Consider the following 14,544-nt stretch of genomic DNA (forward strand, 5'->3'; position numbering starts at 1 on the left):
GGCGCGTCCACGCGCCCGTCTCAGCCGAACCCGCCCGGGTTCGCCCGGCTGAGGCGACCAGCACCTTCACGGGCGGCGCATCCTGTCGCCCGAGAGCACGGACGTCGCCCAGGCGGCGAGGCGTGAGCGGTCGATCTTGCTGTTGTGACGCACGTCGGTCGGCAGCGCCGGCACGACGAGGACGGCGGCGACGGGTCGACCCGAGGCCGCGCCGACGGCGTGGCGGACCTCGGCGGCGAGTGCGGCCGACGCGAGACCGGCACGGCGTGCGGGCGGCACGGTCTCGGCGACCACCACCACCTGCTGGGTGCCGGCCGGGCCGACGCCGACGACGGCCGCGCGGGCGATGCCGGCCCGCGCCTCCGCCGCCTGCTCGGACGCGACCGGGGTCAGCACGCCGCTCGCCGTCGTGATCACGTGCGGCAGACGCCCCTCGACCCAGAGGCGGCCCTGCTCGTCGAGGTGGCCGACGTCGCCGGTGCGGTGCCAGCGGCTCGTCGTGGTCGACCCGCGACGGCTGGCGCGGTGCGTCAGCCAGAGCCGGTCGTAGTGGTCTTCGACGTGCGCGGCCGAGACGACGATCTCGCCGGTGACGCCGGGCTCGGCGATCAACTCCGAGGAGGCGCGGCCCGCCTCGTCGAGAGCGGCGATCCGCACCGTCGTGGTCGCGCCGGGCAGCCCCACGCAGACGCCGCCGGCGTCGGTGGCGCCGTCGGCGAGGCGCGCGGCGCGGTCGGCGGTCGCCGCACGGATCCCCTCGAGCGTGATGTCGGTCAGCAGCAGCCCCTCGGTCATGCCGTAGGGGGTGTGCGGGGTCGCGCCGGGCATCAGGTCGCCGGCGGCGGCGAGCAGCGACTCCGACACGGGCGCACCCGCCGACAGGAACGTCTCGACCCCGGCCAGCGCCGCGCGGTCGGCGGAGGTCAGCTCGCCGGAGGTGGCGACCACGTTGGTCAGCGCGGCGGGGGAGAGGAACACCACGGTCGCGTCGACGGCGGCGGTCGCGGCGGCCACGGCGCGCGCCGTCAGGGTGCGGGGCTTCGTGACGTCCATGTCGGGTGTCACGCTCGTCGCGCCGAGGGCGGGTCCGAGCAGGGCGAACGGCGCGAAGCCGGCGACGAGCCCGGTGCCCGGACCGACGCCGTACTGGGCGGCGAGGGCGTCGCGCAGCGCGGTCAGCTGCCGGTGGCGGTAGACGACGCCCTTGGCGGGGCCGGTCGAGCCCGAGGTGAAGAGGATGGCGGCCTCGGCGTCGCCGGTGGGCGACTCGGGCAGCTCGGCGAGGGCCTCGTGCGCGCGACGACCGAGCGCGGCGATCTCGGGCAGCGACGTCTCGACGCCGAGGGCGCGTCTCGTGACCCCCGGGAGGCGCGTGGTCGAGATCACGCGACCGGGCCAGCCGAGGGCTCGCGCGGCCGTGAGACCGGGCAGCTGCCCGATCACGTGGTCGGGCCACGCCCCGCGGACGGCGCGGGTCAGCCCGCGGACCCCGAGACCGGCGTCGGCGACGACCACCACGGCCCCGAGACGGAGGCAGGCGTAGAGCACCGCGGTGAGGTCGGCACCGGGCTGCACGAGCAGCGAGACGCGGTCGCCGGGGCGGACGCCGTGCTTGCGGAGCCCGAGGGCGATCTCGCGGACCCGGCGGGAGAGCAGCCGCCAGCTGACGGACCGGGGGCCGTCCGACCCGGCGGGCACCATCTCGATAAGTGCGGTGTCGGAGCTGTCGGCCAGAGCGTCGAGGTACGACCAGAGCGGGCGGTCTTGAGAGGAGTCGACCCGCGCCTCCTCGGCGACGTGCTCGGCGGATGCCGCCGCAGCGGCGGCCGTGGCCTCGTCGGCCCCCGCTTCGACGGCCTTCCTGGCCGCAGCGGCACCGGTCGCGCCGGCGCCGTCGAGCCGCCCGGGGCCTGCCGGGGTCGACGGGTCGCCGGGAGTCTCGGCCCCCGCGACGGCGCCGTCGACGGTGGGCTCGGCGGGTGGCGAGCCGTCGGGGAGCCGGTCGCCCAGCCAGGTGAGCACGGCCGCGGCGTAGTCGACGTCCTCGGCGAGCAGGTGACCGGCGCCCTCGAAGCGGTGCACGTCGGCGTGCGGCAGACGCTCGATGAGATCGTCGAGGTAGCGGTCGCCGAAGATCGGGTCGAGGGGCCCCCACAGCATGAGCGCCGGCACCGGCACCTCGCGCAGCGCCTCGGCGATGCGGTTCAGCTCGGGTGCGCTCTCGTGGTCGGCGTCGACCGGGATGTCGGCCACGAAGGCGCCGATGCCGCCGCGACGGGCCGCCGTGCGGTACGGGGCGCGATAGGCCTGCTTCACCTCGGCCGGCAGCGGCGGGTGACCGAGGGCGAGCGTCACGTCGACGAACGCCGTCGTGCCGACCGTCGCGCGCCCGAGCACGCCCCGGGCGAGTGCGAGTCGGAGCGGAGCGGGGATCGGGACGCCGCGCGGCTGGTGGATCGCCGTGTTGAGCAGCATCACACCGGCCAGCATCTCGGGGTGGTCCACCGCCCAGCCCATCGAGACGACGCCGCCCCAGTCGTGACCGAGCGTGACGACGGGGCCCTCGACGCCGAGCGCCTCGGTGAGGTCGCCCAGATCGGAGACGCGGCGCGCGAGGGTGTGCGGCGAACCGGTGCGTTCGGAGAAGCCCATGTCGAGCTGGTCGACGGCGACGACCCGCCAGGCCGGTCCGCCGGCGGAGGCCGTCTCGACGGTGGCCGCGACGAGCTCGCGCCAGAGGTACGACCAGGTCGGGTTGCCGTGCACGCACAGGATGGTGCCGACCGGCTCGACGTCGAGCCGGGCCAGCGCCTCGGCGTTGTCGAGCACGTGCCAGCGTCGGGAGGCGCGGTGCGAGCCGAGTCCGTACGGCACGTCGACGAGACGCGACCACGCGGGGTCGAGCCCTGCGAGCCCGTCGGGCGGCAGCAGGGCCGGTGCGGTCGACCGAGCGGCGCGGGGGAGGCGACTCACCAGGCGAGCTCCATCATCGCGGTGTTGATGCCCGAGCCCACTCCCATCAGCAGCACCCGGTCGCCGCGCGACAGGGTCTTGGACTCCTCCACGAGCGTGATCGGGATCGACGCGGGGCCGACGTTGCCGAGGGTGGGGTAGGTGAGCGGCACGCGCTTGCGGTCGATGCCGGCCGCCTTGACGAACGCGTTGGTGTGCACGTCGCTGACCTGGTGCATGACGTAGCGGTCCATGCCCTGCCAGTTCCACTCGGGCTTGGCCTCGCGCCAGGCCGAGACGACGAGCTCCATGCCGCGCTTGAGCAGGGCCTTGGCGTCGGTGAACATGCCGTCGACGCTGCCGACGCAGAGGTCGTAGTTCTCGGTCGCGGCGCGGGTCACACCGCCGAGGATGCGGTGGCCCTCGGGGTGCAGGTCGGCTCGGCCGATGACCGCGGCGGCGGCACCGGAGCCGAGGGTGAGACTCGCGAACTCGCTCATGAAGTCGTCGCGGTCGAAGCCCTCGGTCAGCAGACGGTCGATCGTGTTGACCTGGACGTCGTCGGCGTCCTCGCCGTCGATGATCACGGCGTAGTCGATCTGCCCGGCGTCGATCAGCTGCGCGGCGAGGGTCATGCCGTTGACGAAGCCGAGGCAGGCGTTCGCGATGTCGAAGTTGGTCGCCGACGACGGGAGCCCGAGCCCGTGGTGCAGACGGACGGCGACGGACGGCTCGAGGTGCGGGCGCGTGACGGACGTGTTGATCAGCAGTCCGACCTGGTCGGGTCGGACGCCGGCCTCGGCGAGGGCGCGCCTGCCCGCGTCGATGGCCGCGACGTCGAAGCTCTGCTCGGGGCCCCAGTTGCGGCGCTCGTGCACGCCGGCGACGCGCTGGAGGAGGCCGGTCGGCATGCGGAGGCGCTTGAGGACGGGTCGCAGCTTCTCGTCGATGCTCTCGGAGGTGGTGACCCGTTCGGCCATCGTGCTGGCGACCGACAGCAACGCCGCGTTGCTGTGCCGGGTCGTGGCGTTTCCGTTCACCGGAACTCCCTGTCGAATTGTCTGGGTAGGCGTATGCCGGCGCGGCTGAACGAGCAGTGACGATCAGGGCCGGGAGATCGTGGCATCGAACCGATGCATCCTGACGAGTTTACGGCTCCCGTCTCTGAGCGGTTGCCAGGTTGCCGGGGCACAGACATGCCGATCGGGGCATGTTCGGACGTCATCCGCGGGGGTCGCGGGGCAGACGGACGACGGCGCGACGCCCGCCGCGCGTCCACCAGACGAGGTCGGCGACGGCCCAGGCGATCGCCCCGGCCGCCGCGAGCAGCACGACGACGGTGACGACGGTGACCGAACCGCCTCCGACCAGCAGGGCCGCGACGATGCTCGCGACGACGATCAGGGCGCAGACGACGGTGACGACGGGCAGCACGCGACCACCCTGCTTGGTCAGCAGCCAGTTCGGCACGTCGGGGTCGACCCGGACCGTCTTCTCACGCATCCCGCCAGGGTAGTCTCGCGCGCCTCCTGCGGTCCCGCGCCCCGGGGTAGCCTCGACGCATGAGCACCCCGCGCCGACCCTTCTGGATCCTGACCAAGACGGGCAGCGTCCTCCCTCCCGTCCTCGAGGCGGCGCTCGGCGTCTTCGGCCTCGTCGTCCAGATCGCCACGCTGACGTCGGGTCGCCCGGTCGAGCCGGTGGCCTACGTGGTGCTGGTCGTCGCCCTGCTGCTCATCGCACAGGGCGTCGCCGACCTCGTCTGGTGGTCGCGGGACGGCCGCCGGGACGCCGCACGTCAGGGCTGAGTCCTCAGCGGCGGACGACCAGAGCTGCCGACCACCGAGCCGCCGGCGAGTAGCCGGCCTTCGAGCCCGTCGACTTGACGCGGATCTCGTGACCGACGTCCGACGCCCTGGTGCGGTACGTCAGGCCCGTGGCGCCGGCGATCGCCTTGCCGTCGCGCGTCCACTGCAGCGTCACTGCGGTGCCCGCGGTCCAGGTGCCCTTCTTGGCGGTGAGCGTGCTGCCGGCCTTAGCCGAACCCGAGATGGCGGGGGCCGGGGCGGTGAGCCGCAACGGGACGACCGTCGCCGCCTTCGAGGTGCGGGCGACCGCGGTGTGCCCCGGCTTGGTGCCGGTGACGACGACCGTCAGCGCTCGGTTCGCGTCGGAGGCCGTGGGCACGTAGGTCGGCGCCGTGGCCCGTGAGATCGACTTGCCGTCGCTCTTCCACTGGTACGAGAACGACGTGCCCGCCGTCCAGGTGCCGGTCTTCGTGCCCATCTTGCCGCCGACCTTCGGCGTCCCCGTCACCGCCGGCGTCGCACTCGCCAGAGGAGCGGGCGTGACGGCCACGGCCGCCGAGGTCTTCGACGCCGTCGTGTATCCGGTCTTCCTGCCCGTCACGACGAGGGTGATCTTCTTGCCGGCGTCCGCCGCGGTCGTGACGTAGCTCGCTCGTGCGGCCCCGGCGATGGCCGTGCCGTTGCGCAGCCACTGGTGGGTCAGCGCGGTGCCGCTCGTCCAGGTGCCGGTCTGGGCGGTGAGCGTCGCGCCCACGGTGGTCTTGCCGACGATCTTCGGCACGGGGGCGGTCAGGGTCTTCAGCGCCGGGGCAGGAGCCGGAGCGGGAGCAGGGGCAGGGGCAGGAGCGGGAGCGGGAGCAGGAGCCGGAGCGGGAGCCGGGGCCGGAGCCGGAGCCGGGGCAGGGGCCGGAGCAGGCGTCGGGGTCGGCGTCGGTCGGGCCGGTGCGGTCGGCACGCTGACGGTGGCGGGGCTGCCGGGCGTGTACGCGTACTGGCTGACCCAGTCGATCTGGAGGTGGCCGTCGACCTTCGCGTCCGGCTTCGTGCCGTTGGTCGCGGTCTGCAGCACCCAGTGCATGGGCGTCTTGGGGATGTTCGTCGTGGTCGACGCCACGACGATGCCGTCGAGCAGGTAGCTGATCTTCTTCGGCGTCCAGTCGATCGTGTAGGTGTGCCAGTCGGTGTACGACGTGTGCGTGTCGACGGCCAGGTCGTTGTTCCACGGCGTGCCGAGCTGGTGGTTGAAGGCCTTGGTCGAGCCGTCCAGGCTGCCTTCGGGGAAGTTGATCTCGCCGTTCGCCCAGGTCTCGGCGTCGTCCCAGAGGAGGAACGCGGTGCCGTAGCCGGGCAGGGCGTCGGCCTTCATCCGGATGCTGTAGCGCCCGTAGGTCTGGCCGCCCCACTGGCCGTTCATCAGGGGCACGGGTGCGGCGGCCCGCGGCACGCCGTCGGAGCCGGTGTGCAGGTGCATGTCGAGCAGCCCGTCGCGCACGGAGAGGATGTCGGACTCGTAGCGACCGATCTGCCAGGTGTCGCCGAAGCCGTCGTAGCTCATCCACTGCTTCGCGTACGGACCGGGGAACCCGCCCTGGGCGATGGGGGTCGTGAAGTCGTCCTTGAAGTTCTGCGTCCACCCCGCGAGGTTCCCGTTCAGCAGGGTCTTCGAGGCGGCCGCCGCGTCCGTGGCCGTCTTGCCCGCGATGATCGAACCGGTGGCGGCCGAGGCGCTCTGCGTGCCCGTCGCGACGAGAGCCGTCGCGAGGAGTGCGCCGGCGATCATCGTGGCGCCGATCGGCAGCGATCGTGAGTATGTCCGTGTGACCATGTCGCGGTGTGCCTTCCTTGGGATTTCGGAAGGGCGAGCGGGTGCATCGGGGGGTGGATCTGGCGCGACCCATCGATCGCTCGATGGGGTACAGCGCCCCGCGGTTCTTCGGGTTCCTCGGGGCGCGTCCAGTGTGCGCTCGGGGGACGGATGCCGTCATCCCCAAGACGGGTCGCCCTCGTTGGGGGGAGCGACAGGGCGTCTGTCCTCCTCCCTGTACCCCTGTCGACGCGAGACGTCTCGGACTCCCAGGCGGAGGGGCCCGGATGGAGGCGCGGCGGACGACGGAAGGCCCCGATCGCGGACGATCGGAGCCTTCTGAATGGAGCCGCCTGTCGGATTCGAACCGACGACCTTCGCTTTACAAGAGCACTGCGCTACCGGACTGCGCCAAGGCGGCTGACTCCACCACCCTACAAGCCCGGCGGCGAGGTCGGGAGCGACCCGGGATGGGCGCACGCAGTGCATCTTCGCGCCCGCGATTGGCGCAGGAGCGGTCATCAGTGGTGAAGTAGGGGGAGACGGCGTCGGCCGTCGCCCGGCCCGGATCACGAGGAGCCCCCATGACCAACATCCTGACCGCCATCGGTTCGATCGTGCTGCTGCTGATCAGCTTCGCGCTGTTCGCCTACTCGTTCGGGTCGGGCGAGCCGAACGCGATCATCTTCTTCGCCGGCATCGTCGCCATGACCGGCTCGTTCTGGCTGCCGATCACGTTCGTGGGCACCAGCCAGAAGACCTGGTGACCTCTTAGGGTCGCAGACCACGAGACCCCGGTGCCCCGGCACCGGGGTCTCGTCGTGTCACGGGCGGGGCGGGCCGCTCAGATGCCGATCGACCTCGACGCGCTTGCGCGGCTTGTCGGCGTCGCGCGGCCGATCGCGACCCCCGACGTAGAGCCAGCCCAGAAGCTTCTCGTCGCCCGTCAGACCGTGCGCCGCCTGGACCTCGGGGGCCCGGGTGTGCGTGCCGGATCGCCAGAAGACGCCCCAGCCCTCGTCGTCGAGCACGAGCGACAGCAGGTGGGCGACACCCGAGGCGACGCTCTCCTGCTCCCATTCGGGCACCTTGCGACTGGGCTTCGGCGACGAGACCACCGCGACGACCAGCGGTGCCCGCAGCGACTTCTGCTCGAGCTTCTCGGCGTCCTTGCCCACGGCGCCGTCGGCCGCCGCCAGCGACCGGCCGATCAGTCGGCGGTCGTCGCCCCTCAGCTCGATGAGCCGCCAGGGGCGCATCGACGAGTGGTCAGCGACGGTCGCCGCCGCCTCGACGGCTGCGACGAGCTGCTCGTGATCGGGGGCGTCGTCGGTGACCTTCGACCGAGATCGACGCCGGGCGGCCGCAGCCGCGACGGTGCTCACCGGGTCACTCGGCGGTGGAGGAGGCGTCGTCGCCCTCGCGGAAGCTGAGCGAGACGGAGTTCATGCAGTAGCGGTCGCCGGTCGGCGTGCCGAAGCCGTCGGGGAAGACGTGGCCCAGGTGCGAACCGCAGTTCGCGCACCGCACCTCGGTGCGGGTCATTCCGAGGCTGTCGTCGTCGATCAGCTGCACGGCCTCGGGGTTCACCGACTCGTAGAAGCTCGGCCAGCCGCAGTTGCTGTCGAACTTGGTGCCGCTCTTGAACAGCTCGGCGTTGCAGGCGGCGCAGGCGTAGACGCCGGCGCGGCTCTCGTCGAGCAGCTCGCCCGTCCACGGGCGCTCGGTCGCGGCCTCGCGCAGCACGGCGTACTGCTCGGGGCCGAGTTCTGCTCGCCACTGCTCTTCGGACTTCTCGACCTTGTACGACACGGGTGACTCCTCAGTTCTCGGGACTCCCCATTCAACACGGTCCCCCCGACAGTCATTCCAGGGCGGCACCGGCGCCGGCCCGTCGCAGTCCCGGCCTCCCTAGAATCACGACATGCTCCTCGCCGACCGGTTCCGCAGCCACGCCGACGCGTCCGCCCGCGAGCAGTCCCCTCTGTACGCCGAGTGGTCGCTCGGCATCGCCGGCGACCCCGACGTGCTCGCGCTGATCGAGAGGGCTCCGGAGGCGCGGCGCCAGCCCGCCCTCGTGCTCGCCGTGTCGCGCTGGCTGGGCGCCCCCCTCGCACCGTGGCCGCGCCTCCGGGAGTGGATGCTCGCCCACCCCGACGCCCTCCTCGCCGAGCTCGCCCGTCGGACGACCCAGGTCAACGACGTCCGCCGCCTCGGGCCGGTGTCGCTCGCGATGGCCAGGCTCGAGGGCCCGGTGGCCCTGCTCGAGGTCGGCGCCTCGGCGGGGCTCTGCCTGTTCCCCGACCGGTACGCGTTCCGGGCCGACCTCCGCGGCGCGGGCAGCGACGAGCAGGCGCGCTGGGGCGCGGCCGACAGCGACGTCGTCGTCGAGCTCGACGTCGATCTCGGAGACGCCGCGCTGCCGCACGACGAGTGGCCCCGCCGGGTCGTGCTGCCCGAGATCGTCTGGCGGGCCGGTCTCGACCTGGACCCCGTCGACGTCACCGACCCCGCCGCGGTCTCGTGGCTCGAGACGTCGCTGCCGCCCGGGCCGTCGGATCGGGTGGACCTGCTGCGGCGGGCCGTCGCGATCGCCCGGAGCGCGCCTCCTCGGCTCGTCCGCGGCGACGCCGTCGACGGGCTGGCCGCCCTGGCCGCGACCGCCCCGTCGGACGCGCGGCTCGTCGTGGTCTCGACCGGCACGCTCGTCTACCTGCCCGGTCGCCGGCGCCAGGCCTTCGTCGACGCCGTCCGCGCCCTCGGCGCCACCTGGGTGTCGTACGAGCGGCGCGACCTGCTGCACGACGTCGTGGCGGAGGTGCCGGAGGGCGTCGCGCCGGGCGACGGGTTCGCCGCGCTCGCACTCGACGGCCGGGCCCTCGCCGTCGGCGACGCTCACGGCACGCGAGTGCGGCTGCTCCCCTCCTGACCCGGAGCGGAGGGCTGCGCCTGAGGCGGCCCGGAGGCGGCCGCCCGTAGGATGACGACGATCGAGAGGGCGGGTGATGGGCGACAGCGGTGCGACTGGCGACGACGGGACGGTCATCGGGCTCTCCGAGCGCGACCGCGCGATCCTCGACCTCGAGCAGTCCACCACGGGGTCCGCGCGCCAGAAGGAGGCCGTGATCCGACGCGATCTCGGTCTCTCGACGGCCCGGTACCAGCAGCTGCTCAACTCGCTCATAGACCGACCGGCTGCACTGGCCTACGCGCCGATGCTCGTGGGGCGTCTGCTCCGACTCCGCGACGCCCGCTCGCTCGCCCGCACGACCCGATCGTTCGGGCCGCCGACCCGCTGACCCGCCGACCCGCCGACCCGCTGCACGCCGACCCGCCGACAGAGCGCCCGACGCCCGCCGAACCGACGCCCGCCGACCCAGAGAAGACCGACAGCACATGCCGAAGTTCCCCCGCGACCGTTTCGACGACCTGCCCGCCGATCTGCAGAGGGTCGGCGCGCACCGGTCCACCCCGAGGCGGGGCCGTGGGCTGGTCGTCTTCGCCTGGGCCGCTCTCGCGACGGGCGTGCTGGTGGGCGGCGGTGTCGTCGCCCTGGGCGTGCTGAACGACAGCATCCAGTTCGACGCCCCCACGACGACCGCCACCGAGACGGCCGAGGCGGAGGCGCCCGACGACACCGCCTCCGCGACGCCGACGGAGGCTCCCGTGACCGACCCCGCCGACGTCGACCCCTCCGTCACGATCGCGGTGCTGAACGGGACGTCGACCGCGGGTCTCGCGACCGCCGCCTCCGCCGACCTCGAGGCCGCCGGGTACACCGTCGCCACCCAGGGCAACGCGGGCGACACCTCGGCCACGACCTCGACCGTCTACTACGCCGACGCCGCCGACGAAGGGGTCGCCCTCGGGCTCGCCCAGACGCTCGGCGTCACGGCGACGGCCGTCAGCTCGGCGTTCCCGAACGCGTCGGTGACCGTCGTGCTCGGCGCCGACTACACGCCCTGAGGGCGACCGGGCCGAGGAGGCGCGGGTCGCGATCACCGCGCACCGCACCTCCTCGGATCGCCCGCGACGTCACTTGCACTCTCACCGGGCGAGTGCCAGAATCGTCACTGGCACTCGCGACACGTGAGTGCCAAAGCTTCTGCTTCATGACGTCCGGGAGGGACGAAAAACACACATGGCTAAGATCATTGCTTTTGACGAAGAGGCCCGTCGTGGCCTCGAGCGTGGCCTGAACATCCTGGCCGACGCGGTTAAGGTCACGCTCGGCCCGCGTGGTCGCAACGTCGTGCTCGAGAAGAAGTGGGGCGCCCCCACCATCACGAACGACGGCGTGTCCATCGCGAAGGAGATCGAGCTCGACGACCCGTTCGAGAAGATCGGTGCGGAGCTCGTCAAGGAGGTCGCGAAGAAGACCGACGACGTCGCCGGCGACGGAACCACCACCGCCACCGTGCTCGCTCAGGCGCTCGTCCGTGAGGGCCTCCGCAACGTCGCCGCAGGCGCCGACCCCATCTCGCTGAAGCGCGGCATCGAGAAGGCCGCTGCGGCCGTCTCGGCTCAGCTGCTCGCCGACGCGAAGGACATCGAGACCAAGGAGCAGATCGCGGCCACGGCCTCGATCTCCGCCGCTGACCCCACCATCGGCGCGCTGATCGCCGAGGCGATCGACAAGGTCGGCAAGGAGGGTGTCGTCACCGTCGAGGAGTCCAACACCTTCGGCACCGAGCTCGAGCTCACCGAGGGCATGCGCTTCGACAAGGGCTACCTGTCGCAGTACTTCGTCACCGACCCCGAGCGCCAGGAGGCCGTCTTCGAAGACGCCTACGTGCTCATCGTCAACTCGAAGATCTCGAACATCAAGGATCTCCTCCCCATCGTCGACAAGGTGATCCAGAGCGGCAAGCAGCTGCTCATCATCGCCGAGGACGTCGACGGCGAAGCGCTGGCGACCCTGGTCGTCAACAAGATCCGCGGCATCTTCAAGTCGGTCGCCGTCAAGGCCCCCGGCTTCGGCGACCGTCGCAAGGCCCAGCTGCAGGACATCGCGATCCTCACCGGTGGTCAGGTCATCGCCGAAGAGGTCGGCCTCAAGCTCGAGAACGCGACGCTCGACCTCCTCGGTCGTGCCCGCAAGGTCGTCATCACCAAAGACGAGACGACCATCGTCGAGGGTGCCGGCGACCCCGAGCAGATCGCGGGTCGCGTGCGTCAGATCCGCAGCGAGATCGAGGCGACCGACAGCGACTACGACCGTGAGAAGCTCCAGGAGCGTCTCGCGAAGCTGGCCGGCGGCGTCGCCGTCATCAAGGCCGGCGCTGCGACCGAGGTCGAGCTCAAAGAGCGCAAGCACCGCATCGAAGACGCCGTGCGCAACGCCAAGGCCGCCGTCGAAGAGGGCATCGTCGCCGGTGGTGGCGTCGCTCTCATCCAGGCCGGCAAGACCGCTCTGGCCGAGCTGCAGCTCGAGGGCGACGAGGCGACGGGTGCGAACATCGTCCGTGTCGCCATCGACGCTCCGCTGAAGCAGATCGCCTTCAACGCGGGCATGGAGCCCGGCGTCGTGGCCGACAAGGTCCGCGGCCTGCCCATCGGTCACGGCCTCAACGCCGCGACCGGCGAGTACGTCGACATGATCGCCGCCGGCATCATCGACCCCGCCAAGGTCACGCGCTCGGCGCTGCAGAACGCCGCCTCGATCGCCGGTCTGTTCCTCACGACCGAGGCCGTCGTCGCCGAGAAGCCCGAGAAGAACCCGGCCCCGGCCGGCGACCCCACGGGTGGCATGGACTTCTAGTCCGTACCGCACCACCGCACCACCACAAGGGCGGCTCTCCTCCGGGAGGGCCGCCCTTCGGCGTGTGCGCCACGACACCCCGCCCGAAGCCGCGCAGCACCCCGAGACCCGCGCGGCACCCCGCCCGAAGCCGCGCAGCATCCCGAGACCCGCGCGGCACCCCGAGACCCGCGCGGCACCCCGCCCGAAGCCGCGTAGCACCCCGAAACCCGCGGAGCACCCCGAGACCTGCGCAGCACCCCGCCCGACGCCGCGCAGCACCCCGAAAGCCGCGCAGCACCCCGAAACCCGCGTAGCACCCCGCCCGAAGCCGCGTAGCACCCCGAAACCCGCGTAGCACCCCGAGAAATGCGGGTGTTGCGCGGGTTTCGGGGTGTGGGGTGCGACGGCGGGCGCCGCGGGCGCGGGCGCCGCGGGCGCCGCGGGCGGCTAGGCGGGCTGCGGGCCGGCCGCGGGGGCGGTGGTGACAGCGGCGTCGGCGGGCATCAGGGGCAGGGCCACCTGGAACGTGGCGCCGCCGCCGGGGGTGTCGCGCACGTCGACGCTGCCGCCGTGCGCCGCGACGATGCCCGAGACGATCGCGAGTCCCAGCCCGCTGCCCCCGGTGTCGCGGGTGCGCGACGAGTCGGCTCGCCAGAACCGCTGGAAGATCTTCTCGCGGATCTGCGGCGGGATGCCCTCGCCGTGGTCGACGATCGCGAACGTCGCGACGCCGCGACCCGGGTCCGACTGCACCACGATCTCGATCGGGCTGTCGTGCTCGGTGAAGCGCATGGCGTTGCCCATCAGGTTGGTGATCACCTGACGGATCTTGTTCTCCTCGCCGATGACGATGGCGTGCGCCTCGTCGAGGGGTGTCTGCTCGACGGGCACGACGGCCGCGCTGCCGTCCGCGTTGCGGCCGCCGCGGGCACGCAGGCTCCGGAGGCGCGCGAGGGTGGCCCCCGCGAACGTCGCCGGTGCGCCGCCCGCCGTCGCCGACCCCGGCGCGACGGGCGCCACCGGGCCGGTCATCCGGCTCTCGACCGGGGCGCCGGGCGCCGCGTCGACCGCGGGCTCGGCCGCCTCGCCGTCATCCGCCGGGGTGGCCGAGGGGACGACCGGGTCGAGCACGAGCACCTCGATGTCGCGGTCGGGGTTCGAGGCCATCGTGTCGAGGGCGGAGTCGCGGGCGAGCTGCACGAGGTCGACCGGGCCGAGTTCGAGGGGCTTCGACTCGTCGAGACGAGCGAGCTGCAGCAGGTCCTGGACGAGCACCCCCATCCGGATGGCCTCTTTCTCGATCCGCTCCATCGCCTGGGCGACGTCCTCCTCCTTCGTGAGGGCGCCCATGCGGTACAGCTCGGCGTAGCCGCGCAGACTGACGAGCGGGGTGCGGAGCTCGTGGCTCGCGTCGCCGACGAAGCGCCGCATCTGGTCGATGGTCTTCGCGCGGTCGTCGAAGGCGTCGTCGATGCGGTTCAGCATCGTGTTGAGCGATCGATTGAGTCGCCCGACCTCGGTGTTGGGCGTGGTCGAGTCGAGACGCTGGCTGTAGTCGCCGTCGGCGAAGCGCGCGGCCGTGGCCTCGACGTCACGCAGCGGGGAGAACGTCGATGTGACGAGCAGTCGGGTGAGAGCGGCGCCGAGCACCACGACCGAGACGCCGAAGCCCAGGAAGATCCCGCCGAAGCGGTTGATCGTCGCGTTGGTCGCGGCGAGGTTCGTGCCCGTGACGATGGTGGCGTCGATGGTCTGCGTGGAGCCGGTCGTCGAGGTCAGCGTGAGCGGCTTGACCGTGGCGTAGACCCGCCACTCCTGATCGTGGGTGCGGTTGTCGACGCTCTGCGCCTCGCCCCCGGCCGACTCGGCCACGGTGACCCCGCCGAGCACGGGCCCGACGCCGTCCTCCAGCAGGTCGCTGGTGTCGCAGATCATGCTGCCGTCGGGGTTGAGGATCGCCAGGTAGCTCGACTTGTCGCCGAAGTTGATGGTGCACGACGTGCCGTTGCGCGATGCGCCGGTGAAGCTGTCGGCCGACGTCTTCAGCTGCGTGTCGACCTGCCCGTAGAGATAGGTGCTCAGCACGGTCATGGTGCCGAGCCCGGCGACGAGGAGTCCGAGGGTGACGAGGGTCACCGTGATGCCGGTGATCTTCGTGCGGATGGAGATCTCGTTCCACCACTGCGAGAGGCGTGCGTGCATAAGGGCGTCAGACTACCGAGAACGGCTGGGGGCCG

The 14,544-nt window shown here is 72.3% G+C and carries 13 protein-coding genes and 1 tRNA gene; 6 read left to right on the forward strand and 8 right to left on the reverse strand.

What is annotated here, in order from left to right; genetic code table 11:
- Positions 1-66 precede the first annotated feature (66 nt).
- From IFT51_RS12220 to IFT51_RS12230, 3 genes are all read right to left on the reverse strand, one after another.
- Positions 67-2,973, reverse strand: coding sequence for an alpha/beta fold hydrolase (locus tag IFT51_RS12220; protein WP_371740786.1), 2,907 nt, complete (start codon positions 2,971-2,973; stop codon positions 67-69).
- Positions 2,970-3,992 carry a 3-oxoacyl-ACP synthase III gene (locus tag IFT51_RS12225; RefSeq protein ID WP_192061359.1) on the reverse strand — a complete coding sequence of 341 codons (1,023 nt, stop codon included), beginning with the start codon at positions 3,990-3,992 and terminating at the stop codon, positions 2,970-2,972. The genes IFT51_RS12220 and IFT51_RS12225 overlap by 4 nt, the downstream gene beginning before the upstream one ends.
- A gap of 181 nt (positions 3,993-4,173) precedes the next feature.
- A complete protein-coding gene (locus IFT51_RS12230) occupies positions 4,174-4,455 on the reverse strand; it encodes a hypothetical protein (RefSeq protein ID WP_192061360.1) in 282 nt (93 codons plus the stop codon).
- A 59-nt stretch (positions 4,456-4,514) separates the two neighbouring features.
- On the opposite strand from IFT51_RS12230, the gene IFT51_RS12235 reads away from it, so the two are divergent.
- On the forward strand, positions 4,515-4,760 hold the full coding sequence (locus tag IFT51_RS12235) for a hypothetical protein (protein WP_192061361.1): 246 nt from the start codon (positions 4,515-4,517) through the stop codon (positions 4,758-4,760).
- A 4-nt stretch (positions 4,761-4,764) separates the two neighbouring features.
- Here IFT51_RS12235 and IFT51_RS12240 read toward each other — a convergent pair whose 3' ends face one another.
- On the reverse strand, positions 4,765-6,585 hold the full coding sequence (locus IFT51_RS12240; RefSeq protein WP_192061362.1) for a family 16 glycosylhydrolase: 1,821 nt from the start codon (positions 6,583-6,585) through the stop codon (positions 4,765-4,767).
- Between the two features lie 323 nt (positions 6,586-6,908).
- Positions 6,909-6,985 (reverse strand) — tRNA-Thr (locus IFT51_RS12245).
- Between the two features lie 163 nt (positions 6,986-7,148).
- Between IFT51_RS12245 and IFT51_RS12250 the strand changes: the two genes are divergently transcribed.
- Positions 7,149-7,331, forward strand: coding sequence for a hypothetical protein (locus IFT51_RS12250; RefSeq protein WP_192061363.1), 183 nt, complete (start codon positions 7,149-7,151; stop codon positions 7,329-7,331).
- Positions 7,332-7,388: 57 nt separating this feature from the next.
- Here IFT51_RS12250 and IFT51_RS12255 read toward each other — a convergent pair whose 3' ends face one another.
- Together IFT51_RS12255 and msrB are read right to left on the reverse strand one after the other, a co-directional pair.
- Entirely contained in the window at positions 7,389-7,949 is a 561-nt protein-coding gene (locus IFT51_RS12255; protein ID WP_192061364.1) for a nitroreductase family protein, read from the reverse strand.
- Between the two features lie 4 nt (positions 7,950-7,953).
- Entirely contained in the window at positions 7,954-8,376 is a 423-nt protein-coding gene (gene msrB, locus IFT51_RS12260) for a peptide-methionine (R)-S-oxide reductase MsrB (protein WP_192061365.1), read from the reverse strand.
- Positions 8,377-8,488: 112 nt separating this feature from the next.
- Here msrB and IFT51_RS12265 point away from each other — a divergent pair, with 112 nt between their 5' ends.
- From IFT51_RS12265 to groL, 4 genes are all read left to right on the forward strand, one after another.
- Complete coding sequence (locus tag IFT51_RS12265; RefSeq protein ID WP_192061366.1) at positions 8,489-9,493, forward strand: DUF2332 domain-containing protein; 1,005 nt, start codon at positions 8,489-8,491, stop codon at positions 9,491-9,493.
- A gap of 76 nt (positions 9,494-9,569) precedes the next feature.
- Positions 9,570-9,863, forward strand: coding sequence for a DUF3263 domain-containing protein (locus IFT51_RS12270; protein ID WP_192061367.1), 294 nt, complete (start codon positions 9,570-9,572; stop codon positions 9,861-9,863).
- Between the two features lie 97 nt (positions 9,864-9,960).
- A complete protein-coding gene (locus IFT51_RS12275; RefSeq protein WP_192061368.1) occupies positions 9,961-10,530 on the forward strand; it encodes a LytR C-terminal domain-containing protein in 570 nt (189 codons plus the stop codon).
- Positions 10,531-10,705: 175 nt separating this feature from the next.
- Positions 10,706-12,325: a chaperonin GroEL gene (gene groL / locus IFT51_RS12280; protein ID WP_055800382.1), complete on the forward strand. Its 1,620-nt coding sequence runs from the start codon at positions 10,706-10,708 to the stop codon at positions 12,323-12,325.
- A gap of 429 nt (positions 12,326-12,754) precedes the next feature.
- On the opposite strand, the gene IFT51_RS12285 is transcribed toward groL, so the two are convergent.
- A complete protein-coding gene (locus IFT51_RS12285; protein WP_192061369.1) occupies positions 12,755-14,509 on the reverse strand; it encodes a cell wall metabolism sensor histidine kinase WalK in 1,755 nt (584 codons plus the stop codon).
- Positions 14,510-14,544 lie beyond the last annotated feature (35 nt).

Origin of the sequence: Frigoribacterium sp. CFBP 13712, from assembly GCF_014842255.1 — a bacterium.
Lineage (GTDB): Bacteria > Actinomycetota > Actinomycetes > Actinomycetales > Microbacteriaceae > Frigoribacterium.

Bases quoted from the DNA above. Each gene is read 5' to 3' on its own strand.
- IFT51_RS12275 (WP_192061368.1), top strand. From the start codon at position 9,961: ATGCCGAAGTTCCCCCGCGACCGTTTCGACGACCTGCCCGCCGATCTG.
- IFT51_RS12230 (WP_192061360.1), bottom strand. From the start codon at position 4,455: ATGCGTGAGAAGACGGTCCGGGTCGACCCCGACGTGCCGAACTGGCTG.
- IFT51_RS12285 (WP_192061369.1), bottom strand. From the start codon at position 14,509: ATGCACGCACGCCTCTCGCAGTGGTGGAACGAGATCTCCATCCGCACG.
- IFT51_RS12270 (WP_192061367.1), top strand. From the start codon at position 9,570: ATGGGCGACAGCGGTGCGACTGGCGACGACGGGACGGTCATCGGGCTC.
- IFT51_RS12265 (WP_192061366.1), top strand. From the start codon at position 8,489: ATGCTCCTCGCCGACCGGTTCCGCAGCCACGCCGACGCGTCCGCCCGC.
- groL (WP_055800382.1), top strand. From the start codon at position 10,706: ATGGCTAAGATCATTGCTTTTGACGAAGAGGCCCGTCGTGGCCTCGAG.
- IFT51_RS12235 (WP_192061361.1), top strand. From the start codon at position 4,515: ATGAGCACCCCGCGCCGACCCTTCTGGATCCTGACCAAGACGGGCAGC.
- IFT51_RS12240 (WP_192061362.1), bottom strand. From the start codon at position 6,585: ATGGTCACACGGACATACTCACGATCGCTGCCGATCGGCGCCACGATG.
- IFT51_RS12250 (WP_192061363.1), top strand. From the start codon at position 7,149: ATGACCAACATCCTGACCGCCATCGGTTCGATCGTGCTGCTGCTGATC.